Source organism: Streptomyces sp. NBC_00996, assembly GCF_045162675.1.
GTDB lineage: Bacteria > Actinomycetota > Actinomycetes > Streptomycetales > Streptomycetaceae > Streptomyces.
In genome coordinates this window covers 5,408,560-5,432,000 of record NZ_CP108723.1, presented here as the reverse complement: position 1 = coordinate 5,432,000, position 23,441 = coordinate 5,408,560, and the positions used below count along the sequence as shown (strand labels likewise).

16 protein-coding genes and 2 pseudogenes are annotated in these 23,441 nt (G+C 68.5%); 11 read left to right on the top strand and 7 right to left on the bottom strand.

Translation table 11 applies throughout. The features are described 5' to 3' along the window. Positions 1-156 precede the first annotated feature (156 nt). Both OG390_RS25595 and OG390_RS25590 read right to left on the bottom strand, forming a co-directional pair. Complete coding sequence (locus OG390_RS25595; RefSeq protein ID WP_406171365.1) at positions 157-1,251, bottom strand: metallophosphoesterase; 1,095 nt, start codon at positions 1,249-1,251, stop codon at positions 157-159. Positions 1,252-1,454: 203 nt separating this feature from the next. Further along, positions 1,455-2,567, bottom strand: a complete 1,113-nt coding sequence (locus OG390_RS25590) for a LacI family DNA-binding transcriptional regulator (RefSeq protein WP_399083058.1) — start codon at positions 2,565-2,567, stop codon at positions 1,455-1,457. Positions 2,568-3,065: 498 nt separating this feature from the next. Between OG390_RS25590 and hisC the strand changes: the two genes are divergently transcribed. Then, on the top strand, positions 3,066-4,145 hold the full coding sequence (hisC, locus tag OG390_RS25585) for a histidinol-phosphate transaminase (protein WP_406171362.1): 1,080 nt from the start codon (positions 3,066-3,068) through the stop codon (positions 4,143-4,145). Here the strand turns inward: hisC and OG390_RS25580 are convergent. Continuing rightward, positions 4,142-4,516, bottom strand: coding sequence for a cyclophilin-like fold protein (locus tag OG390_RS25580; RefSeq protein WP_406171360.1), 375 nt, complete (start codon positions 4,514-4,516; stop codon positions 4,142-4,144). The genes hisC and OG390_RS25580 overlap by 4 nt on opposite strands. Before the next feature lie 247 nt (positions 4,517-4,763). Here OG390_RS25580 and OG390_RS25575 point away from each other — a divergent pair, with 247 nt between their 5' ends. The 4 genes from OG390_RS25575 to OG390_RS25560 all read left to right on the top strand — a co-directional run bounded on the left by OG390_RS25575 (position 4,764) and on the right by OG390_RS25560 (position 12,674). After that, entirely contained in the window at positions 4,764-6,272 is a 1,509-nt protein-coding gene (locus OG390_RS25575; protein ID WP_406171358.1) for a cytochrome ubiquinol oxidase subunit I, read from the top strand. Positions 6,273-6,292: 20 nt separating this feature from the next. After that, positions 6,293-7,300, top strand: coding sequence for a cytochrome d ubiquinol oxidase subunit II (gene cydB / locus OG390_RS25570; RefSeq protein ID WP_406171356.1), 1,008 nt, complete (start codon positions 6,293-6,295; stop codon positions 7,298-7,300). Positions 7,301-7,416: 116 nt separating this feature from the next. Beyond that, positions 7,417-10,914, top strand: coding sequence for a thiol reductant ABC exporter subunit CydD (cydD, locus tag OG390_RS25565; protein ID WP_406171354.1), 3,498 nt, complete (start codon positions 7,417-7,419; stop codon positions 10,912-10,914). Positions 10,915-10,955: 41 nt separating this feature from the next. After that, positions 10,956-12,674 carry a GAF domain-containing sensor histidine kinase gene (locus OG390_RS25560; RefSeq protein ID WP_406171352.1) on the top strand — a complete coding sequence of 573 codons (1,719 nt, stop codon included), beginning with the start codon at positions 10,956-10,958 and terminating at the stop codon, positions 12,672-12,674. Between the two features lie 245 nt (positions 12,675-12,919). On the opposite strand, the gene OG390_RS25555 is transcribed toward OG390_RS25560, so the two are convergent. Both OG390_RS25555 and OG390_RS25550 read right to left on the bottom strand, forming a co-directional pair. Further along, positions 12,920-13,807, bottom strand: a complete 888-nt coding sequence (locus tag OG390_RS25555) for a Cof-type HAD-IIB family hydrolase (RefSeq protein WP_406171351.1) — start codon at positions 13,805-13,807, stop codon at positions 12,920-12,922. A 188-nt stretch (positions 13,808-13,995) separates the two neighbouring features. After that, positions 13,996-14,679, bottom strand: a pseudogene (locus OG390_RS25550) (LLM class flavin-dependent oxidoreductase); the annotation flags it as partial. Between the two features lie 231 nt (positions 14,680-14,910). Here OG390_RS25550 and OG390_RS25545 point away from each other — a divergent pair. From OG390_RS25545 to OG390_RS25520, 6 genes are all read left to right on the top strand, one after another. Next, complete coding sequence (locus OG390_RS25545) at positions 14,911-15,222, top strand: hypothetical protein (RefSeq protein ID WP_406171349.1); 312 nt, start codon at positions 14,911-14,913, stop codon at positions 15,220-15,222. A gap of 52 nt (positions 15,223-15,274) precedes the next feature. Further along, on the top strand, positions 15,275-16,480 hold the full coding sequence (locus tag OG390_RS25540; RefSeq protein ID WP_406171347.1) for a hypothetical protein: 1,206 nt from the start codon (positions 15,275-15,277) through the stop codon (positions 16,478-16,480). Positions 16,481-17,270: 790 nt separating this feature from the next. Further along, the gene (locus OG390_RS25535) at positions 17,271-18,719 is read left to right on the top strand and encodes an arylsulfotransferase family protein (RefSeq protein WP_406171345.1); all 1,449 of its coding nucleotides are present in this window, start codon (positions 17,271-17,273) and stop codon (positions 18,717-18,719) included. Further along, positions 18,712-19,566: a DAPG hydrolase family protein gene (locus OG390_RS25530; RefSeq protein ID WP_406171343.1), complete on the top strand. Its 855-nt coding sequence runs from the start codon at positions 18,712-18,714 to the stop codon at positions 19,564-19,566. Before OG390_RS25535 ends, OG390_RS25530 begins: the two co-directional genes overlap by 8 nt. A gap of 140 nt (positions 19,567-19,706) precedes the next feature. Continuing rightward, positions 19,707-21,104 (top strand): FAD-binding oxidoreductase, encoded by a 1,398-nt coding sequence (locus tag OG390_RS25525; RefSeq protein ID WP_406171341.1) that lies wholly within the window; start codon positions 19,707-19,709, stop codon positions 21,102-21,104. A gap of 380 nt (positions 21,105-21,484) precedes the next feature. Beyond that, complete coding sequence (locus OG390_RS25520; protein WP_406171339.1) at positions 21,485-22,387, top strand: LLM class flavin-dependent oxidoreductase; 903 nt, start codon at positions 21,485-21,487, stop codon at positions 22,385-22,387. Positions 22,388-22,483: 96 nt separating this feature from the next. Here the strand turns inward: OG390_RS25520 and OG390_RS25515 are convergent. Both OG390_RS25515 and OG390_RS25510 read right to left on the bottom strand, forming a co-directional pair. After that, positions 22,484-22,735, bottom strand: a pseudogene (locus tag OG390_RS25515) (LLM class flavin-dependent oxidoreductase); the annotation flags it as partial. Between the two features lie 113 nt (positions 22,736-22,848). Continuing rightward, positions 22,849-23,397: an RNA 2'-phosphotransferase gene (locus tag OG390_RS25510; protein WP_406177855.1), complete on the bottom strand. Its 549-nt coding sequence runs from the start codon at positions 23,395-23,397 to the stop codon at positions 22,849-22,851. Between the last annotated feature and the right edge of the window lie 44 nt (positions 23,398-23,441).

Genomic DNA, 23,441 nt, shown 5'->3' with positions numbered 1-23,441 from the left:
GCTCGCACGCTGACGAGCCGTCGGGCAGAAACGGAGGGGAGCCTGCTACGGATAAGCCGATGGTAGAGCGGTGACGGCACGCCGTGACAGGGGGTTTCCAGAAATTGCCCCCTGGCCAGCGCAGTCCTCCTGCGGGGACGCCTGCCCGGTGAACGCTCAGGTATCCAGAGGCAATTGCTGGACCAGTAGCTTTCCGGCCATGGTCACGCCGCCATCCATCGCGATGGCCAGCCCTTCGGCGTACAGATGCGGTCCCTCGACCACCGGACCGGCGCCGTCTTCGTCGTCCTCCGAGCCGACCTCACCCAAGAGGTACGGAATGGGGCTGTGACCATGGACGATGCGGGTGCCGCCGTACGCTCCCAGCAGTTCGCGGACGGCATCGGCGCCCCCGTCGTCGCGGAAGGCGAAGCGCTTGGTGAACTTGCGGAAGAGGTCCCAGCACTCGTCCGCGTCGTTGCGGGTGAGTGTCTCGCGGACGGTGTCGTTGACCGCTTCGATGGAGTCGCCGTAGTCGAGGTAGGCAGTGGTGTCGGAGTGCACCAGGAGGTGCCCGTCGACCTGCTCCATGGCATCGAGGCGGGCCATCCACTGCAAATGGTGATCCTGGAGGCGGTCCATGTCGGTCTTCTGGCCGCCGTTGAGCAGCCAGGCCGCCTGGAAGGTGGCGGTGCCCGCCCCGGAGTTGACGGGGGTGTCGCCGAACCGCTTGGCGCCGAGCAGGAGCAGCTCGTGGTTGCCCATGAGCGCCTTGCAGTAGCCGCCGGCCGCGGCCGCTTCGGCGGACAGCCGCATCACGAGGTCGATCACGCCGATGCCGTCCGGGCCGCGGTCGGTGAAGTCGCCGAGGAACCACAGGCGCGCGGTCCCGGCGGACCAGTTGCCCGCGGCGTCGATGAGGCCTTGCTCCTGGAGCGCGGCGACCAACTGGTCGAGATAGCCGTGCACGTCACCGACGACGTACAGCGGACCGGGTCCGTCGGTCGGCTGCGGGGCGGCCGCGGCGGCGGGGTCAACAGCGACCTCAAGCGTGTCACCCCGGTTGATGACGGGCAGATCGCGCCGGGTGGGGGTGTACGCCTCCGAGGGGTCCGCCGGGTAGGCAGGGGACTCCTCGGCGGGTCTGGTGCCCCCACCGTGGGGCGTGCTCTGCGCGTACGGACCGGTCTCGTGGACGTACGCGGGCACCCGGAAGTCGCGCAACGTCGCCGTCCGCACCGCCTCGGGTCCCTGACCGGCCCCCTGAGTCATCGACCCCTCCACCACCATCGCGCCGCATCTGCACCGGATCGGACTGCCTGGTCGCAGCGGCCCGCGGTGTCGTCCGCCCATCATAGGAATGCGGATCGCGCCATGTGATGACCCAGGGGTGGTGAATCGGAGGAGGAGCCCAGTTCACTGCTGTTTTCGCCCGAATTGGGCGGGGGCTTTCCCCGCCCTTTCTGCGCAGGGCGTCAACCCTCCTCGGGTGATCGGGGCGGACTGACTGTCGTACGGGGCGGACGGCGTTCGGAGGACGTCCGCACGATCAGCTCCGTCGGTATCACCTGCTGGACCGGTTGGTCCGATTCGACCCCCTCGATGGCGTCGATGAGGAGCTGGACCACCGCCGTGCCGATCCGGCGCGGCTTGAGGGAGAGCGTCGTGATGGGCGGCTCGGTGTTGGCGTAGACGGTGGACTCGCTGCAGCAGACCAGCAGCAGGTCGTCCGGTACGCGCAGGCCGTAGCGCCGGGCCGCGGCGAGCAGGTCGGTACCGTTCGGGTCGAAGAGACCGTAGACGGCGTCAGGGCGGTCGGGTCGGGCGAGGAGCCGGTCGGCGGCGACGGCTCCCGCGCACGGATCGTGCGCAGGATAGGCCTCGTACACCGGATCCTGGCCCACACGCTCGCACCAGCGCAGGTATGCGGTGGTGGAGAGGTGGGTGTACGTGTCGGTGGTGGTTCCGGTGAGGAGGCCGATCCGGCGGGCGCCGGCCTCGGCCAGGTGGTCGAGGATTCCCAGGACCGCGGCCTCGTGGTCGTTGTCCACCCAGGCGGTGACCGGGAGCGAGCCGGCCGGGCGGCCGTCGGAGACGACCGGTAATCCCTGCCGGACCAGCTCGCTGACGACCGGGTCCTGGTCGGACGGGTCGATGACCACGGTTCCGTCCAGAGCGACGTTCGACCACACGTCGTGGCGCGAGGTCGCGGGGAGGATGACCAGGGCGTAGCCCCGGGCGAGCGCGGCCGAGGTGGCGGCTCTGGCCATCTCCGCGAAGTACGCGAACTCCGTGAAGGTGAAAGGTTCATCCCCGTACGTCGTCACGGTCAGGCCGATGAGGCCCGACTTGCCGGTACGGAGGGTTCGGGCCGCGGCCGACGGGCGATAGCCCAGCCGGTCGGCGACCTCGCGGACGTGGCGTCGGGTGGCGTCCGGGAGCCGGCCCTTACCGTTGAGGGCATCGGACACGGTCGTAATGGAGACCCCTGCGGCCGCAGCCACGTCTCTGATACCCGCCCGGCCCGGTCGACCGCCTCGGCGGGAGGTCTCCGCCCGGCTCACCTGGTGCTTCCCTGCTGCTGTCATGGCGAGCCGATAGTAGGGCTCATGCGGTGGGGTAGTGCGGACGCATATGCACTCGTTGACAGGTACGTTTCTGCATGGTCGAAGGCAGTCAACTTCCTTGGAAATAAAGGTAGTTGAAGGATTCTACGGTAGTACGTGACTTGTCGGCGCGCATGGGCCTGCCAAGGGGGCCATGTTTCGAAGAGGTCTCAACTCACCTTCACGAGGGATGCGCGCCACGGCGTGAGCCACCGGCGCGTGCGCGGCCGCATGGCGCGCCCCCCAGTCGGTACGCCTTCGTATGTGGATGCCCGGCAGGCGGTACGAGGATGATCACCGAGGCGTACGAGGATCACCGCCACGCCGCGCGTGAGTGATCGCAGGGGCGCGGCCGGCAGTGGCCCGGTTACCGTTCGCTTGTCCACAGGCCATTCGCAGCGGCGCCGAATCCTCATAAGGTGAGAAGCATTGGTAGCCGGTGGTGGTCATGAGCCGGTGGTGGTCACGAGGAGGACTGCGGTGAGCGAGACGAACCCCAAGCTGCGTGCCGAGCTGGAGGGTATCCCCACCTACAAGCCCGGCAAGCCCGCCGCGGCCGCCGGTCCGGTGGCGTACAAGCTGTCCTCCAACGAGAACCCGTATCCGCCGCTGCCCGGTGTGATCGAGAGCGTGACCGCCGCGACCGGATCCTTCAACCGCTACCCGGACATGGCGTGCACCGGGCTGATGAGCGAGCTGTCGGACCGCTTCGGCGTCCCCCTCTCGCACCTGGCGACCGGCACCGGCTCGGTCGGGGTCGCCCAGCAGCTGCTGCAGGCCACGAGCGGGCCCGGAGACGAGGTCATCTACGCCTGGCGGTCCTTCGAGGCGTACCCGATCATTACGCAGATCAGCGGCGCGACCTCGGTGAAGGTGCCGCTGACGCCGGGCGAGGTGCACGACCTGGATGCGATGGCGGACGCGATCACCGACCGGACCCGGCTGATTTTCGTCTGCAACCCCAACAATCCGACCGGCACCGTGGTGCGCCGGGCCGAGCTCGAGCGGTTCCTCGACCGGGTACCCAGCGATGTGCTGGTCGTGCTGGACGAGGCGTATCGCGAGTTCATCCGCGACGTCGAGGTGCCGGACGGCGTGGCGATCTACCGCGAGCGGCCCAACGTCTGCGTGCTGCGCACCTTCTCCAAGGCATACGGGCTCGCCGGCCTCCGGGTCGGCTTCGCGATCGCCCATGAGCCGGTCGCCGCGGCACTGCGCAAGACGGCGGTCCCCTTCGGCGTGAGCCAGCTGGCCCAGGACGCCGCGGTGGCGAGCCTGCGCGCCGAGGACGAGCTGCTCGGCCGGGTCGGCTCGCTGGTCTGCGAGCGCCAGCGCGTGGTCGAGGCACTGCACGGTCAGGGCTGGACGGTACCCGAGACGCAGGCCAACTTCGTGTGGCTGCGACTGGGGGAGCGCACGCTCGACTTCGCCGCCCACTGCGAGCAGGCCGGTGTCGTCGTACGCCCCTTCGCCGGCGAGGGCGTCCGAGTGACGATCGGCGAGACCGAGGCGAACGACATCTTCCTGAAGGCGACGGAAGCGTTCCGCAAGGAGCTCTAGTCGCCCACGAGTTCTACGCGTACGGGGTCGCCGTCGCGCACGGTGGCGAGCGTGCGCGGGTCGTTGTCGAGGTGGCCGAGGACGTTGCACAGGCTCGCGAGGCGGCATTCGTCGCCCCGCGAGATCGGTGTGGGTCCGTAGGGGAGCGCGAGGGCGTCTCCGGCGGTCCAGAAGGCCACCGTGCCGTGCTCGACGACTTGCTGGGCGTCCGCCTCGGGGGCGACCGGGACGCCCGTGTCGAAGTAGACCTCCTCGCCCCAGGTGCGGGCGGTGGAGGCGAGCGGCAGTGCCTTGGCGAGGGCCCGGACGGTCGGGGTGTCGTCGAGGGTCGCGGTGAGGTGCCCCGCGGGCCAGGAGATCCGTATCTGCATGTGCGAATTCAACAATATGTTGAATATCTTGCCAAGGGTCCGGCCGGGTCGTTCTCGACGGCGGCCGCACGTGTGACCCGTCTCGCCACGCTTAGGCACCCCCGCCCGTCACCCCTCGAGCGGCCATGCGTCATAATTGCTTGTGAATGTGAACGCGTTCACAAACGTGTCCCGGTTGCTCCCGTGATGTACGTGACAAAGGGGGCAGACTGCCGCTGTACCACGGCGACGTAAGGAGACTGACGACGTGGAATTGGCTTTGGCGCCGGAGACTCTGGCGCGATGGCAGTTCGGCATCACCACCGTCTACCACTTCCTCTTCGTCCCCCTGACGATCTCGCTCGCCGGGCTCACCGCCGGCCTGCAGACGGCCTGGGTACGCACGGAGAAGGAGAAGTACCTCAGGGCCACCAAGTTCTGGGGCAAACTCTTCCTGATCAACATCGCGATGGGCGTGGTCACCGGCATCGTGCAGGAGTTCCAGTTCGGCATGAACTGGTCCGCCTACTCGCGATTCGTCGGTGACATCTTCGGTGCCCCGCTCGCCTTCGAGGCCCTGATCGCCTTCTTCTTCGAGTCCACCTTCATCGGTCTGTGGATCTTCGGCTGGGACAAGCTGCCCAAGAAGATCCACCTGGCCTGCATCTGGATAGTCTCGATCGGCACGATCCTGTCGGCGTACTTCATCCTCGCGGCCAACTCGTGGATGCAGCACCCCGTCGGCTACCGGATCAACAAGGTGAAGGGGCGTGCGGAACTCACCGACTTCTGGCACGTGCTGACCCAGAACACCGCGCTCGCCCAGGCGTTCCACACGCTCACAGCATCCTTCCTGACCGGCGGCGCCTTCATGGTCGGCATCGCCGCCTTCCATCTGCTTCGCAAGAAGCACATCTCCGTGATGAAGACCTCGCTGCGGCTGGGCCTGATCACCGTCGTCATCGCAGGACTGCTCACCGCGATCAGCGGCGACACCCTCGGCAAGGTCATGTTCAAGCAGCAGCCCATGAAGATGGCCGCCGCCGAGGCGCTGTGGGACGGCCAGAACTCCGCGCCGTTCTCGGTCTTCGCGTACGGCGACGTCAGCAAGGGACACAACTCCGTCGAACTGTCCATCCCGGGGATACTGTCGTTCCTCGCCGACGACGACTTCAGCTCGTACGTTCCCGGCATCAACGACACCAACAAGGCCGAGCAGGCGAAGTACGGTCCCGGCGACTACCGGCCCATCATCCCCGTCACCTTCTGGGCGTTCCGCTGGATGATCGGCTTCGGGATGGCGTCCTTCGCCATCGGCCTGGTCGGACTCTGGCTGACCCGCAAGAAGTTCATGCTGCCGCAGCACCTGAGGGTCGGCGACGACGAGGTGCCGCATCTCGTGCTCTTCAAGAACAAGGCGCTCGGCCCGACGCTCACCAAGTGGTACTGGCTCATCGCGATCTGCACCCTGGGCTTCCCTCTGATCGCCAACTCCTGGGGCTGGATCTTCACCGAGATGGGCCGCCAGCCGTGGGTCGTCTACGGCGTGCTGCAGACCCGGCATGCGGTCTCCCCCGGCGTCTCGCAGGGTGAGGTCCTCACGTCGATGATCGTCTTCACGTCGCTCTACGCGATCCTCGCCGTCATTGAGGTGAAGCTGCTCGTGAAGTACATCAAGGCCGGACCGCCCGAGCTCACCGAGGCCGACCTCAACCCGCCCACCAGGATCGGCGGCGACTCCGGTGACGCCGACAAGCCGATGGCCTTCTCCTACTAGGCCCAGGGAGCTGCTGAGTCATGGAACTTCACGACGTCTGGTTCGTGCTCATCGCGGTCCTGTGGACCGGCTACTTCTTCCTGGAGGGCTTCGACTTCGGCGTCGGCATCCTCACCAAGATGCTGGCCCGGGACCGCATGGAGAAGCGGGTGCTGATCAACACGATCGGTCCTGTCTGGGACGGCAACGAGGTGTGGCTGATCACGGCGGGTGGTGCGACCTTCGCCGCCTTCCCCGAGTGGTACGCCACGCTCTTCTCCGGCTTCTATCTGCCACTACTGATCATCCTGGTCTGCCTGATCGTGCGCGGTGTCGCCTTCGAGTACCGGGCGAAGCGGCCCGAGGAGAACTGGCAGCGCAACTGGGAGACCGCGATCTTCTGGGCCTCGCTGATCCCGGCGTTCCTGTGGGGCGTGGCCTTCGGCAACATCGTGCGCGGAGTGAAGATCGACCAGAACTTCGAGTACGTGGGCAACTTCTGGGACCTGCTCAACCCGTACGCGCTCCTCGGCGGTCTGGTCACGCTGACGCTGTTCACCTTCCATGGGACGGTGTTCGTCGGGCTCAAGACCGTCGGGGACATCCGGGAGCGGGCGCGGAAGCTGGCGCTGCGGCTCGGGTTGGCGACAGCTGTGTTGGCGCTGATCTTCCTGCTCTGGACCCAGGTCGAGAACGGCGACGGCAAGTCGCTGGTCGCGCTGGTCGTCGCCGTGGTCGCGCTGCTCGCGGCGCTCGTGGCGGTCAACGGCGGCCGTGAGGGCTGGGCATTCGCGCTGTCGGGGCTCACCATCGTGGCCGCCGTCGCGATGCTCTTCCTGACGCTCTTCCCGAACGTCATGCCGTCCTCGCTCAACGACGACTGGAGCCTGACGGTCACCAACGCGTCGTCGAGCCCGTACACCCTGAAGATCATGACCTGGTGCGCGGGGATCGCCACGCCGATCATCTTGCTCTATCAGTCGTGGACGTACTGGGTGTTCCGCAAGCGGATCGGCACGCATCACATCGCCCCGGATGTGGCGCACTGAGTCCGCAGGGCTGAAAGGCGCGCTGCGCACGGAGGTCCGCTGAATCGCAGGGCATGTTTCACGTGAAACGGTCGTTTCACGTGAAACATGCCGTATGAGCCAAGGGTGTGTTTCACGTGAAACCGATCGATCCGCGTCTGCTTCGGTACGCCCGCGCCACTCGCCTCTTTCTCGCGGCTGTCGTTGGGCTGGGGGCTGCCGGGGCGGCCCTGGTCATTGCTCAGGCGATGCTCATTGCCGAAGTAGTGGTCGGAGCCTTCCAGCACGGTCTCTCGGCCGGTGAACTCCGCACGCCGCTGGTGCTGCTGGCGGTGGTCGCGATCGGGCGGGCGATCGTCTCCTGGCTCACCGAGCTGGCCGCACACCGGGCGAGCGCAGCGGTCAAGTCGGAATTGCGGGGGCGGCTGCTGGAGCGGGCTGCGCTGCTCGGCCCCGGGTGGCTGAGCGGGCAGCGGACGGGCTCGCTGGTGTCTCTCGCCACACGGGGAGTCGACGTGCTCGATGAGTACTTCTCCCGCTATCTGCCGCAGTTGGGGCTTGCGGTGGTGGTGCCGGTGGCCGTCCTCGCCCGGATCGTCACCGAGGACTGGGTGTCGGCGGCGATCATCGTCGGCACGCTGCCGTTGATCCCGCTCTTCATGATTCTGATCGGCTGGGCCACGCGAGCCCAGATGGACCGCCAGTGGCGGCTGCTGTCCCGCCTTTCGGGGCACTTCCTGGATGTCGTCGCGGGACTTCCCACGCTCAAGGTGTTCGGCCGGGCCAAGGCGCAGGCCGAGTCGATCCGGAAGATCACCGGCGAGTACCGGCAGGCGACCATGCGGACGCTGCGGATCGCCTTCCTGTCGTCCTTCGCGCTGGAGCTGCTCGCCACCATCTCGGTCGCGCTGGTTGCCGTGACCATCGGGATGCGGCTCGTGCACGGCGAGATGGATCTGTACGTGGGACTCGTCATCCTCGTCCTCGCGCCCGAGGCGTATCTGCCGCTGCGGCAGGTGGGGGCGCAGTACCACGCTGCCGCCGAGGGGCTCGCGGCGGCCGAGGAGATCTTCTCGGTGCTGGAGGCCCCCGTACCGGCCTCCGGCTCGCTGCGTGCGCCGGTGGGGGAGATCCGCTTCGAGGGGGTCAGCGTGCGGTACCCCGGGCGCTCCGGCGACGCCGTCGCGGACGTCTCCTTCGCGGTCATGCCCGGTCAGACGGTGGCTCTGGTCGGGCCGAGCGGCGTGGGCAAGTCGACGCTGCTGAACGTTCTGCTGGGGTTCGTGGAGCCCGCCGCGGGTCGGGTGCGGGTCGGGGGAGTCGATCTCGCCGAGGCCGACCTGGCGGAGTGGCGCTCACAGGTGGCCTGGGTGCCGCAGCGGCCCCATCTCTACGCCGGGTCCATCGCCGAGAACGTACGGCTGGCGCGGGCCGACGCGGACGACGCGGCGCTGCGGCGGGCGCTCGTCGACGCGGGTGCGGCCGGCTTCGTGGACGCACTGCCCGACGGGGTCGACACGGTCCTCGGCGAGGAAGGCGCCGGCCTGTCGGCCGGTCAGCGCCAACGCCTTGCTCTTGCCCGGGCGTTCCTGGCGGATCGGCCCGTGCTGCTCCTCGACGAGCCGACGGCCTCGTTGGACGGAGCGACGGAGGCGGAGGTCGTGGAGGCGGTGCGGCGGCTCGCCGTGGGGCGGACGGTGCTGCTGGTGGTGCACCGGCCGGCGTTGCTGGGAGTGGCGGACCGGGTGGTGCGACTGGAGCCCGGGGCACCGGTCGAGGCGTCCGGTGCTGCGGAATCCGGCCCCGCCCAGCCGTTCCGGCCGGTCGAGCCGGAAAGCGTGCCTCTGAACGAGGGGGAAGAACCGTCTGCGGCGCCGCGTCAGCGTGGCGGTGTGCTCACCCGAGTCCGGGCCATGGCCGCTCCCCGGCGTGGACCGTTCGTGCTCGCTCTGCTCCTCGGCAGTCTCGCGCTCGGCAGTGCCGTCGGGCTGATGGCCACCTCCGGGTGGCTCATCTCGCGGGCGTCCCAGCAGCCGCCCGTGCTGTACCTGATGGTGGCTGTCACGGCCACGCGGGCCTTCGGCATCGGCCGGGCCGTGTTCCGGTACGCGGAGCGGCTCGTGTCGCACGACGCGGTGCTGCGGATGCTGGCCGACACCCGGGTCGCCGTGTACCGGCGCCTTGAGCGCCTCGCCCCCGCGGGGCTGCGGACAACCCGGCGCGGCGATCTGCTGTCGCGGCTCGTCGCCGACGTGGACGCGATGCAGGACTACTGGCTGCGGTGGCTGCTGCCCGCGGGTGCCGCGGTCGTGGTGTCCGCCGCCTCCGTCGGCTTCACCGCCTGGCTGCTGCCCGATGCCGGTGCCGCACTCGCTGTCGGACTGCTGGCGGCCGGCGTTGGCGTCCCGCTCATCACCGGCGCCGTGGCGCGCCGCGCCGAGCGGCGGCTGGCTCCCGCGCGCGGTGTTCTGGCGACCCGCGTGACCGACCTGCTCACGGGAACGGCCGAGCTGACCGTCGCGGGTGCGCTGCCCGCCCGAACTGCCGAGACACGGCAGGCCGACACGGTGCTCACCCGGATCGCCTCCCGGGCCGCCACCGCGACCGCGCTCGGCGACGGACTCACGGCACTCGCGTCCGGGCTGACCGTCGCGGCCACCGCCCTCGTGGGCGCCCAGGCGGTCGCTGCGGGACGGCTGGGCGGCGTGGCGATGGCCGTCGTGGTCCTCACCCCGCTGGCCGCGTTCGAGGCCGTCATGGGGCTGCCGCTGGCCGTCCAGTACCGGCAGCGGGTGCGCAAGAGCGCGGAGCGCGTGTACGAGGTGCTGGACGCCCCCGATCCCGTACGCGAACCGGAGCGTCCACAGCCGGCACCCGCGTCGGCGTTCCCGCTGTGCGTGCAAGGACTCCGGGCCCGCCACACCGGACGGGACCGGGACGCGCTCGCAGGGCTCGACCTGACTCTCGAGCAGGGCCGCAGGATCGCCGTCGTCGGCGCCTCGGGGGCCGGCAAGACCACGCTCACGCAGGTGCTGCTGCGATTCCTGGACGCGGGTACCGGGACGTACACGCTGGGCGGTGTGGACGCGTACGCGATGGACGGAGACGCCGTACGCCGCCTGGTCGGCCTTTGTGCTCAGGACGCCCACCTCTTCGACAGCACGGTCCGCGCGAACCTGCTGCTGGCCCGGAAGGAGGCGACCGAGGCCGAACTGCGCGACGCGCTCGCGCGGGCCCGGCTCCTCGACTGGGCGGACGGGCTGCCCGACGGACTCGACACACTGATCGGGGAGCACGGGGCCCGGCTGTCCGGTGGCCAGCGCCAGCGGCTCGCACTGGCCCGGGCACTGCTCGCCGACTTCCCCGTGCTCGTCCTCGACGAGCCCGCGGAACACCTCGACCTGCCGACGGCCGACGCGCTCACCGCGGATCTGCTGGCCGCGACCGAGGGCCGTACGACGCTGCTGATCACGCACCGGCTGGCCGGACTCGACGCGGTGGACGAGGTGATCGTGCTCGCGGAAGGGTGTGTGGTCCAGCGAGGCCGGTACACGGAGCTGGCGGCTGTGGCGGGTCCGCTGCGGGAGATGGTGGAGCGGGAGGCGGCGGGGGATCTACTGGTCCAGGCCGCATAGGCCGACTTTCCCTTGCAAATAGGACTAACTACGCTCAAGGCATGCCAGTAGCTCGCTCCTCGCCCGACCCGGACGGCAGTCCGGACGCGGCGACTCGGGCGACCCGGGACCTGCAAGGGTTGTCCACCGAGGTGACCGCGCGGGTGCCGCAGCTGCTGGGGGCGATGCGGTCGGTCGGATCGGGTCTGGAGCTGTACTCCACGCTGGACCGGATCTGCGAGACGGCGGCCGAGCTGGCGGACGCGCGGTACGCGGCCATCGGGGTCGTGGCAGAAGACGAAGAGGGCATCGCGGACCTGGTCTACTACGGGGTCGACGAGGGGACCGCCCGGCGCATCGGGCGGCTGCCCGACGGGCACGCGGGATTGCTCGGGGCGCTCATCCATGATCCGGAGCCGGTGCGGCTCGCGAACGTGGCCGACGATCCGCGCTCCTGCGGGTTTCCCGAGCACCATCCGCCGATGCGGAGCTTTCTCGGGGTTCCGATCCGGGTGCACGGGGAGATCTTCGGGAATCTGTACCTGACCGAGAAGCGCGGCGGCGGTCCGTTCGACGACGACGACCTCAATATGGTCCGGGTGCTGGCCGCGGAGGCGGGCATCGCCATCGGCAACGCCCGCCTGTACGAGGCCGCCCACCAGCGCGAGCGCTGGATCGACGGCTCGGTGGCCGTCACGACGGCGCTGCTGTCGGGCAGCGACGCCGAGGAGGCCCTCCAGGTCGTCGCCGAACAGGCCCGTCGGCTCTCCGGCTCAGCCGCCGGGATCGTGCTGCTTCCCGCGAAGGAGGGCGGCCTGGAGATCGTCGCCGTCGCCTCGGAACGCCGGTCGAAGGCGCTCGGCTTCGTCCTCCCGCCGGAGAGCGAGTTCGTCGCCGAACTCCTCGACGGAGAGGCGGTGTTCGTCGAGGACGCGACCAGCGACGCGCGCGTGCTCCCCGATCTTGCGCGCGACTACGGGCCGGTCATGATGCTGCCGCTGCAGAGCGACGGCCGACTGCTCGGGGCCCTCGTCCTGCCACGCACCCAAGGAGAGCGTTCGTTCACGAAGACCGAGCGCACCCTGGCCGCGCAGTTCGCCTCCCAGGCCGCGCTCGCGCTGATGATGGCCGAGGCCCAGCGGGACCGGGAGCGGCTCGCGGTGTACGAGGACCGCGACCGGATCGCCCGTGACCTGCACGACCTCGTCATCCAGCGGCTGTTCGCGACGGGGATGCTGCTGGAGAGCGCGCAGCGGCGGTCGGTCGTGCCCGAGGTTCAGGAGGGCGTCGGCAAGGCGGTCGACGAACTCGACGTCACCATCCAGGAGATCCGCACCGCCATCTTCGCCCTCCGCCAGGGCCCCGCCGAAGTGCCGTCCGGGCTGCGTACCCGCGTGCTGCGCGAGATCAACATGGCTGCGGTACCCCTCGGCTTCAAGCCGGGCCATCGCTTCATCGGGCCTGTCGACACGGTGGTCGGCGAACTCACCAGCAAGAACCTCATCGCCGCCCTGCGCGAGGCTCTCTCCAATGCCTTCCGGCACTCGGGGGCCTCCCGCATCGATGTCGTCGTCGACACGACCGTCCAACTGCCGGACGGTCGCCAGGCCGTGCGGCTCACGGTCGCCGACGACGGCATCGGCATCCCCCACGGCGGTCGGCGCAGCGGTCTGCGGAACCTCAAGCGGCGTGCCGAGTCGCTGGGCGGCGACAGCTGGTACGGGCCGGGGGTCGGCGACGAGGGGAGCGGCACGACGGTGGTGTGGCAGGCGCTCCCCTGAGTCTCACCGGGACCAGGCACCTGTTCGGCCCAGCCGACTGAGCCATTCGTGGCGACCGGTCCCCCAGGCGCGCGACGTGGACAAGACCGCGCCCGACGGCGCGGGGCACGATCGCTGCCATGCGCTCATCCCGCTGCCGTCCGCTGCTCGTGTCGGCGCTGCTGTGCGCGCTCGCCGTCCTCGCGGCCCGGCCCACGGCGGCCGAGGGCGGGCGCGGCCGCCCCATAGGAGGCGCGCTCGTGCTCCTACAACCTCTCGGCAAGGATCCGCTCGATCACGACCGCCACTCCGTCGTCGTTGTTGGCGACCGTGCGCCCGGAGGCCGCCGCGATCACCTCCGGGTGGGCGTTGCCCATCGCGTACGACTGGCCCGCCCACGTCAGCATCTCGACGTCGTTCGGCATGTCACCGAAGGCGACGACCTCCTCGTGGGAGATGCCGCGCTCGGCGCAGCACAGCGCGAGGGTGCTGGCCTTGGAGACGCCGGGGCCGCTGATCTCAAGCAGCGCGCTGGGGCTGGAGCGGGTGACGTTGGCCCGGTCGCCGATGGCCAGGCGGGCGACGGTGAGGAAGCCGTCCGGGTCCATCTCGGGGTGGTACGCGAGCACCTTGAGCACCGGCTGATCGGCGTCCAGGGCATCCTCGGCGAGGAGCTTCTCGGCGGGCGCGACGGTCTCCGGGGGCTCCATGTGCAGCGAGGGGTAGCCCGGTTCGAGATGGAGGCCGTACGTCCGCTCGACGGCGCACACGGTGCCGGGCGCCGCCGAGCGCAGCAGCTGGATGACGTCGAGCGCGATGTCGGGCGCCAACTCACGGATCTTCACGAAGCGGTGGGCGCCGGGGCCGCCATGCAGGTCGACCACGGCGGCGCCGTTGCCGCAGATCGCCAGGCCGTGTCCGTGGACGTGGTCGCTGACGACGTCCATCCAGCGAGCCGGACGGCCGGTGACGAAGAAGACTTCGATGCCCGCCTCCTCGGCGGCGGCAAGGGCGGCGATCGTGCGCTCGGACAGCGACTTGTCGTCGCGCAACAGGGTGCCGTCGAGATCCGTGGCGATCAGCCGGGGCGGAACGGTGGAGGCCGGGGTCTCGGGCTGTCGAGTCGCTGAGGTCACGCGCTCATTCTCCTGCATATGCGGGCACGGCCGTGCGGCGGTCCGCACACTTGAGTGGCTACCGTCCTCACCAGCACCGTTACGCCCCGTCGAACCGCAGACAGCTGAGCCGGACCCTCGGGACAGCTGAGCCGGACCCTCGGGCCGGCCGCGTCAGACTCCCGTGCCGGCCCGGGGCCGGGCTCCCGGGACAGCCGGGCCGGACCTCAAGGCAGCTGTGCCGCGGCCTCCATTGCGATCCGCTCGAAGACCTTCACGGCGGCCGCGAAGTCCGAGTCGGGGATCGGCCGGTGGATCACGATGTCGGTGAAGCCCAGCTCCGCGTGCCTGCCCGCGAAATCGACGAACGCGTCCAGGGATTCCAGCGGACGGCCGCGGTCCGGGGTGAAGCCGGTGAGCAGGATCTTGTCGAGCTCGTTCGCGTCCCGGCCGATCACGGCGCATGCGTCGGCCAGCTTGTCGGCCTGGTGGCGAATGGCCTGAATCGACTGGTCGGGGATGCCCGTTTCGTACAGCTTCGGGTCGCCGGTCGTCACCCACGCCTGCCCGTACCGGGCGGCGAGCTTCAGTCCGCGCGGACCAGCGGCGGCCACCGCGAACGGCAGCCGCGGGCGCTGGACACAGCCCGGGATGTTCCGTGCCTCGTGAGCCGAGTAGTAGTCACCGCCGTACGAAACGGAGTCCTCGGTGAGGAGCCGGTCGAGCAGCGGAACGAACTCGCCGAAGCGGTTGGCGCGCTCGCGCGGGGTCCACGGGTCCTGGCCGAGCGCCGTGGCGTCGAAGCCGGTGCCGCCCGCGCCGATGCCCAGGGTGATCCGGCCGTTCGAGATGTCGTCGAGGGAGATCAGTTCCTTGGCGAGGGTCACCGGGTGCCGGAAGTTCGGTGACGTGAACTTGTGCCTCCCGGCTTCCTGGTCTGGACGGTTTTCCTGGCGACTCACGGTGGCGGTCATATCTCGTTCAGGTCGGTGACCGCTGCTCCCAGACCGTGGTGAGTGCCGCGAGAGGGTCGGTGTTGGTTGGTGCCGCGGGCCACCAATTCGCCCTCGTCGTCCCGGAGGTGGGATACCAGCAGCGTCCTGGCCGCCCGGCGTCAGCCCGAGGGTCGCTAGTGTTGCCCCATGGGCGTGTTGGATACGGTCGAGCTTGAGGCCAGGATCGAAGAGGCGACTGTCGATGCCTACAACGAGGACGAGCAGCTGACCGGTCTGTTCACCATGCTTGAGGAGCACCTCGGCCTGCCCTTCACCACCGCGGTTCTCGGCGTCGAGGTAACCGTGGACGGCATCGACCTCACGCCGGACGGCAGGATCGTCGCTCTGTGCTCTCGCGGCGGCGTGCGGCAGTCGATTGGAATCCTGGAGCTGTCCTTGCCCCGCCCGGCGCCCGAGGGCGCGGAGTGGATCGAGGCGTACCGTCACTGGGCCGGTTGAGGCCGGGCACCTCACACCTCGCGCGGAACTGGCTTGTGTGGAAGGACTGAATGTGGCTGACGCCGTACATGGCACGCATCAGGGCGGCGGCGAACCGTCGCTGACCGACCTCATCGAGCGCAGTGCCGAGTTGAAAGGGCAGCTGGTCGCCTTCGGGCAGAGCGCCCGCTTCGACCGGTGGTTGACGCCCCTCCTGCTGGAGGCCGCAGGGCCTGAGCGGCAGTTGGACGAGGGCGAGGCGATCCGGATCATCGACCACTTCCTGCTGCGGTACCGCCTGCCGGACGGTTCGACCGTGGTGGACCGGTTCGTCGCCGGACGGAAGGACCTGACCGCGGTCGACCGGGAGACGCTGCTCGGCTGGCGTGACCCGGTCGAGGGCATCTTCGAGATCCAGCGCAAGGAGAAGGACGCCGTCGTCCTGCTGAACCTTGTCGACGACCTGGAGTACCGCACGTACTCGAATGTCGGGCGGGGAGCTTTCCGCGGAATGTCCAAAGGGGGCTTCCTCCACACCTGCCTGGTACCGGTCCACTCGGCCGGCGGGGCGTGGCTGGTGTCCGGGGCGATGTCGAGCTACCCCAAGTCCAGCGCCACCGAGATCGCCCAGGCCGCTCTCCACCTGGCCACCAGCCAACCCGAACTGGTTTTTCGCAACCCCGAGAAGATCGAGCAGGGATGGCAGCGGATGCGGGAGGACCGGGCGGCCTTCGTCGAGTTCTGCGGCGGCGACGAACTGGTCCTGCCACCCGCCGAAGCCGAGGACCTCCTCAACGCCTACTACCGCCACCGCCAAGAGGCAGCCGTCGCCGGACAGCCCGACCGTGCCCGGGGCAGGCGGCTGCCGGGCTTGGACCTGCCGTTCTTCGATCTGCCGCGAGAACTCGCGGAATCGGACACCATCGGTGTCATCTACGACCAGGTCGACGGGCTCAACTTCTACGCAGACTACGGAATGCTACGAGACCTCTTCGCGGACCCGGCCCTCGCGGGCCGCAGGCGGCACCAGGATCTGCTGCGCGCGTACCTGCGCGAGGAGTCGATCGCGCCACTGCCGATCCGTCGACTGACCGCCGCTCACTCGGAGACAGCCGACGCGGTGTTCCGGAAGCTGCTGCGGAAGCCCGGATTCACCTGGAGCGAGCACGGCGAGGCGCTGCTGCGCCGACGCAAGCCCTGGTACTACGCGAACAAGCCCCGCCCCGGTGTCTCCGTAATCGGCGACCGCCTCAGTGTGCTTGCTGCCGGCCGTCGATAGTCACCGTCCACACGGCCGCCACTGCCGCGCCACACTGCCCGTCCTCCGCCCATGCCGCGTTTCCGAGGACTCATCTCATCGAGGAAGCGCTCGGTCAGGTCGATGGCCACCTCTCACTTTCCGGTCTGCTGCCAGACCGAGGCGAGCGTGGTGACCGGGTGGGTGTCGCCCGGTGTCGCAGGCCACCATGCGCCGTCGTCGTCCTGCAGTAGAGGTACCAGCGGGCGTCGGGGCCCAAGCGAAGCTGAATGCGGCAGGTCATTCGGGTTGCCCGCGCCGGATCCGGTGGTCACCGTCGCGCAGGAACGCCTGAGGGTCCTCCAATAACTCTGCCGCCTGTCCGGGTGAGGCCGCGACTGCCGAATGGCCTACCCCAGCGGTTTTGAGCAGGCGTAGGCGGCCTTGCTGTTTACCGTCGCCCGAGGAGCAACTCCCGATCTTGATCATTCCGGGTCGGAGGGGTGAACCGGACAAAGCGTTCGAAGACCAGTAGCACTGCCATCGGAGAACGGGGTGCAGGGTGCCAAGGAGGTCGGCAATGGCGACGCCAGAGCTGCGGGCTGGCTGGGTACGAAGATGGACCCGCCGCACCGTCGGGGCCTGCATGCTCGCTGCGGGGTGTGTCGTCGCAAGCTGCGTGCCCCCTGCTGCGGCGAGTCCGCAAGCGGGCGACCACCTGTGCGCGACGGAGCCCTTCCCCCCGACAGAAAGTACCCCGCCCCCGATCCTGTCGGGCAGCGATGTGTGGAGCTTCATCTCGGAACCGGGCCTTCACCCCATGCGGGTGACCGTGACTGCGAACAAGCCGGGAACGGCTCGCGGAGACATCTTCGTGGGCCCGTTCAGTGCGGACAGGATGATCGGTCAGACCGGGGCGTTGATCAACGACAACTCCGGCGATCCGGTCTGGTTCCGCCCACTCCCCTCCACGAACCTCCAGAACGCCGACTTCAGGGTCCAGACCTATTACGACGCACGCAGGGACCGGGGACAACCGGTGCTGACCTGGTGGCAGGGAAGCCTCGCCCTGCCACCGGCGTACACGAACCTGCCGGCCGGTGCGCCGGAACCGGGCGGGTGCTACTACATCTACGACAGGAACTACCGCCTGCTCAAGACCGTCTTCGCGCATCACGGCTACTACCCGGACGAGCACGAGTTCACCCTGACCCGCAGGGGCACCGCACTGTTCATCGCGTCCAGACCCGTGCCCGTGGATCTCAGGCCCTACGGAGGCCCGAAGAACGGAGCCATCGAGAACAGCGAGATCCAGGAGGTCGACCTCGCCACGGGCAGACTCCTCTTCTCGTGGAACGCACTGGACCACCTTGACCCCGCGGATTCCGAGGAGCCGGTCTCCAGTGCGTCGTCGTCCGACGGGGTGTGGGATGCCTTTCACATCAACTCGGTCGACGAGGGCCCTGACGGCCAGTTGCTGATCTCGGCTCGGAACATGTGGGCGATCTACGACGTCACCAAGAGATCCGGGCGGATCCGCTATCAGATCGGAGGAAAGAAGAGCGACTTCACCTTCGGTCCGAACGCGGACTTCTTCTGGCAGCACGATGCCCGATTGCGGCCGGGAAACCGGATCAGCATGTTCGACGACGGCTGTTGCGACCTGCCCGACGGCGCCCCCGAACAGGTGTCGCACGGCCTGATCCTCAGGCTCGACTTCCGCAGCCGGAGGGCGACCGTGGACAGGACCTACTACCATCAGCCGCCGCTGGAGTCGCCGACCCAGGGAAACACCCAGGCCCTTTCTAACGGCAACGAATTCATCGGGTGGGGCCAGAGCCCGTACTACTCGGAGTACGCGGGCGCGGGGAACACTGAAGGCAACGGCTTGCAGAACCTGCTCTACGACGCGCAGCTGCCGGGCTCCAACATCTCGTACCGAGCGTTCCGGAACGAATGGATCGGCACTCCGTACTACCCCCCGAGTGCCGCTGCACGGGCCGACGGCAAGGGCAGCGTCGTCTACGCCTCCTGGAACGGCTCGACGCAGACCAGAGCATGGCGGGTACTCGCCGGGTCCGACCCCCACTCCATGTCGGTCATTGTCAGGCACGCCCCACGGTCCGGATTCGAGACAGCCGTCACCACGAACGCCCACGGACCGTATTTCCAGGTAAAGGCGCTGAATGCGCAGGGCAAGGTCCTTGGGGCCTCCCACGTCGTGACGCTCTCCGGCCAACGGTTGACGAGGGAGACCATGAAGGAGTCGCGGCATGGCTGAAGGGTCCGAACCACACCCCGATCCCACCCGCCGACCCCACCTGGGAATGCATGCCGGCGAACTCGACGGCAAATGGTACGCCAAGTATTGGAGCCCGGTGATGGCGCCGCTACCGGAGCACATCAAGGAAGCGATCGGTCTCGGCCCACAAGCACCCCCCTTGTGTCTGAGCCCGGACAATGCGGGAACGCTGAGCGACGTCGGCTATCAGGAACTCGAGAACGGATACAGTCTCTTCGACGACGGCTCCATGCACGTCGCCACACTGACCTGTATGCCGAGAGTGTCCCCGGCCATGGTGGACTGGTGGTTTTGGTGGCACGCCACGGAGGCCCAACGGTACAAGCTGTGGTATCCGCGTGCCCACCTGTACGCGGAATGGTCTGCAGGCGCGACGGATCAGAGTGCTCCCTACCGCGACAGGTATATCGGGGGTACATCGTTCGTCGATGAATACGTCGGCAGTGCGCTTGGCAAGCTCGCTGTCCGCTTCGTCCATCCCGGCAGGCTGGGATTCACCGATGACAGCCTCGATCCGGACGCGGCCACCGCGATCTGCGCCACTGTCGGGTTGTCCCGCGTCCCGCTCGACTGGGGCCATCTCGTCCACCATGTACGCCGGGTGAAAGGCGGCGCCGAGATACGCTCACGCTTTTGGATGGGCGGGAAATACGTCGCCCCACGCGCAGGAGCCTCCCTGACCGGTGAACTCGAAACGGTCGCAGAAGGTCTGCGACACCTCGGAGACGGGCACGCCCGCGCCATGGTCGTGCACTGCTCGCAGGAGATGAACCATCTCGCAGCGTTTCTCCCAGATATTTTCGACGAGTTCCGGCGATCTGAATAGGTCAGCCGCCTGGCCGGGCCGCCTGTTCTGCCGATAGGTGGAGGCCGGTCGGGTGGGCCAAACCTTCGGCGCCTGCTTCTTGTGTGAATTTCAGTCCGTAACGGTTGCGCCAGTGTACGAAAATCCTGAATGGAGAGGGCATGCCGACCCGGATCGAAGGCAGGGTGTTGCGCCGAGGGGACTACCGCTACGAAAGCCGACGTCGTGAGGCTTGCTGGCACGCCGGGGTGCCGGACCGCTATCCCGAGGTGATCGTGCTGGCGAACAACGAGGACGATGTCGTCGCCGCGGTGAAGCTCGCCAGGGCGGAAGGTCTGCAGATCGCGGTGCGTTCCGGTGGCCACAGTTGGTCGGGGTCGCACCTGCGCGACGGCACGGTGCTGATCGACCTGTCGAACTTGCGGCACGTGGCGGTCGACAAGGAGGCGATGACCGGCACCGCCCAGCCCGGCATCAAAGGATCAGAGCTCAATGCCATCCTGGCTGAGCACAACCTGTTCTTCCCCACGGGACACTGCACGGGTGTCTCCATCGGTGGGTACCTGCTGCAAGGCGGGTTTGCCTGGGCCGGGCGGGACTACGGACCGGCCTGCATGTCGGTCACCGGCATCGACGTGGTCACGACGAACGGCGAACGGATCCACGCCGACGAGACGCAGAACGCCGACCTGTTCTGGGCGGCTCGTGGCGCCGGCCCCGGCTTCTTCGCCGTGGTGACCCGGTTCTACATCACGCTGTATCCGCGCATGCGGGTCACGATGAACAGCGGCTACTTCTGGCCGGCCTCGGCCGCACAAGACGTCTACCGGTTCGTCCACGAGATCGGCCGTCAGACCCCGACGGAGATCAATCTCGTGTGCGGCCGCGACCCGATGACGAACGACGAGCCGCTCATCTCACTCAACGCGACGGCCTTCACCGATACCGAGGAAGAGGCCAGGGAACAACTGTCGATCTACGAGTCCTGTCCCGCACGCCCTCAAGCGCTCACCACTCGGCTCAACGAGGTGACGGACACCGGAACCCTGAGCCGCTTCGGCACCGATGCACGCTACGACGAGACCAAGCGCTACCTGGCCGACAACATGTGGACCCATGCCTCCTTCAATGACCTGTGGCCCAATTTCGAGGACATGCTGAAGACCTTTCCACCCGCGCCGTCGCACCTGGTGGTGTTCAACTGGGGAGGACACGAGGGACAGCCCGAACGCCCGTCGATGGCGTACTCGGTCGAAGACGAGCTGTATTACGGGCTGTATGCGGCCTGGACCGATCCAGCCGACGACCAGACGTACACGAACTGGGTAACCGACCACATGCGAGCGTGGGAGCCGTATGCCAGCGGCATCCAGTTGGCTGACGAGAACCTGGTCAACCGCCCGTATCGTTTCGTGTCCGTCGAGAACCTCCGGCGCCTCGACGCCCTCCGCGCCAGTTGGGATCCCGACGGGTTGTTCGTGTTCTGGCTGGGCCGACCTGAACTGCGAACCGATGCCACAGATACCGAGGAAAGCCCGGTCGCCGGCCCGAGCGAATGATCGGAAAAGCCTGCGGATGGCCCTGCTGATCTCCCAGCAGGAGCCGGCCACGTCCGCGGACATGGCCGAGTGCCTCGCGCGATCAAGGTGGAACTGCCGGTCGCGGCAGGGGGCGGTTCGGAGTCCCGTGGGTCTCGGGTTCGCCGAGCACCGCCGTAGGCTCTTGGGCATGAGTCTGCGCCTGAGCACCGTGATCCTGCCGTACCGCCGCTGGAATGAGGGGGGCCGTGCGGCCTGGCATCGCGCGGAGGAACTCGGCCACGTCCGCGGACATGGCCGAGTGCCTCGCGCGATCAAGGTGGAACTGCCGGTCGCGGCAGGGGGCGGTTCGGAGTCCCGTGGGTCTCGGGTTCGCCGAGCACCGCCGTAGGCTCTTGGGCATGAGTCTGCGCCTGAGCACCGTGATCCTGCCGTACCGCCGCTGGAATGAGGGGGGCCGTGCGGCCTGGAATCGCGCGGAGGAACTCGGTTTCCACGCGGCGTACATCTACGACCATCTGTCCTGGCGCAGCTTCCGCGACGGGCCCTGGTTCGGTGCCGTCCCCACCCTGACCGCTGCTGCGGCTGTCACCCAGCGCATGCGGTTGGGAACGCTCGTCACGTCGCCCAACTTCCGTCACCCGGTCACCCTCGCAAAGGAGCTCGTCTCCCTCGACGACATCTCCGGTGGCCGGATCACGCTGGGAGTCGGCGCGGGCGGCACCGGCTTCGACGCCACCGTGCTCGGCCAGGAGCCCTGGACCCCGCGCGAGCGTGCCGACCGGTTCGCCGAGTACGTCCTGCTGCTGGACCGGCTGCTCACGGAGCGCTCCGTCTCGTACGAGGGCGACTACTACACCGCGCACGAGGCCCGCAACATCCCGGGCTGCGTCCAGCGCCCCCGGCTGCCCTTCGCGGTGGCCGCCACCGGTCCGCGTGGGTTGAAGCTCGCCGCGCGGTACGGACAGGCATGGGTGACGACCGGCGACCCGAAACTGTACGAAACGGGCACTCCCGAGCAGTCGGTCCAGGCTCTGCGAGACCAGGTCGAGAAGCTGGGCAAGGCGTGTGCGGACATGGGGCGTGACGCTGACGCCATGGACAAGATGCTGCTCACCGGCTTCACCCCGGACCGCGGCCGTCCGCTGGGGTCCCTCGACGCGTTCGTCGACTTCGCGGGCCGGCACGCAGAGTTGGGTTTCACCGACCTGGTGATTCACTGGCCCATCCCCGACTCCGACTTCGCGGCGGACGAGAAGGTCTTCGAACGCATTGCCACCGAGAGCCTGGCTCAGTTGCGCTGAGGCACTCCTCGGAAACAACCGACCGGGGTGGCACGACGTCCTGCGTACATGCCACGAGCCTTATCGCGCCTTAACTTCCTGCGTTGACGCAGGTCACAGCTCGATAGGCGAAAAAGGCTTGACTGAGGTCACGAGCGTGCCGAGGCGGAGGCGCTCGGTGACGGCGGCCGCCGCGGTCAGCGTCGGGACGGCCCCGAACCACGGGCCGTCACGGAAGGTCCGCCACGACAGATGGTCGTACGTGAACGCGGTGTGGAAGCCGAGCTGCTCCGCACGCTGCCAGGCGGTACGCCCGCCCTCGTGCCGGCGGACGTACGGCAGGATCACGGTGCTCGGACGCAGACTCATGCATCGAGCGTCAGGGGAATCGCGGAGTGGTCGCGGCCACCGCATGATCACCGCACTGCCTGCCCGTGATCACCCGCACTGCCTGCCCGTGATCACCCGTACTGCTTGCCTGTTCAGTGCCCCGAGGGAAACCGCAGGTACTGCGGGGGTACGGCCTGGGTGAGCCAGACTCCGTTCGCGCTGACCCGGAAGACATGGCCGTCGCGGTGCATGGCGGCGGCGTCCACGGACAGCACGACCGGCCGGCCGCGGCGGGCGCCGACGCGGGTCGCGGTCTCCCTGTCCGGCGAGAGGTGCACGTCGTGCCGGTTCATGGGGCGCAGGCCCTCGGCGCGGATCGCGTCCAGATTGCGGGCCACGGTCCCGTGATAGAGGTACGCGGGCGGGGTCGCCGGGGGCAGTCCGAGGTCGACCTCTACGGAGTGGCCCTGGCTGGCGCGGATCCGGGTCCCCTCGATCGCGAAGCGCCGCTTGTCGTTGTGGGCCACCACGTGGTCGAGCTCCTCGCGCGTGAACCGGAAGCCATGCGCGGCCGCCGCGGCCATCAACGTCTCGATCTCGACCCACCCGCCCTCGCCGAGCGTGAGCCCGATCCGCTCGGGCTGGTGCCGCAGATGCTTCGAGAGGTACTTCGACACCTTCACGGTGCGTCTTTCATCCATCCGTTCGTTCATCTCTCCAGCGTGCCTGGCGAGAGACGGATCAC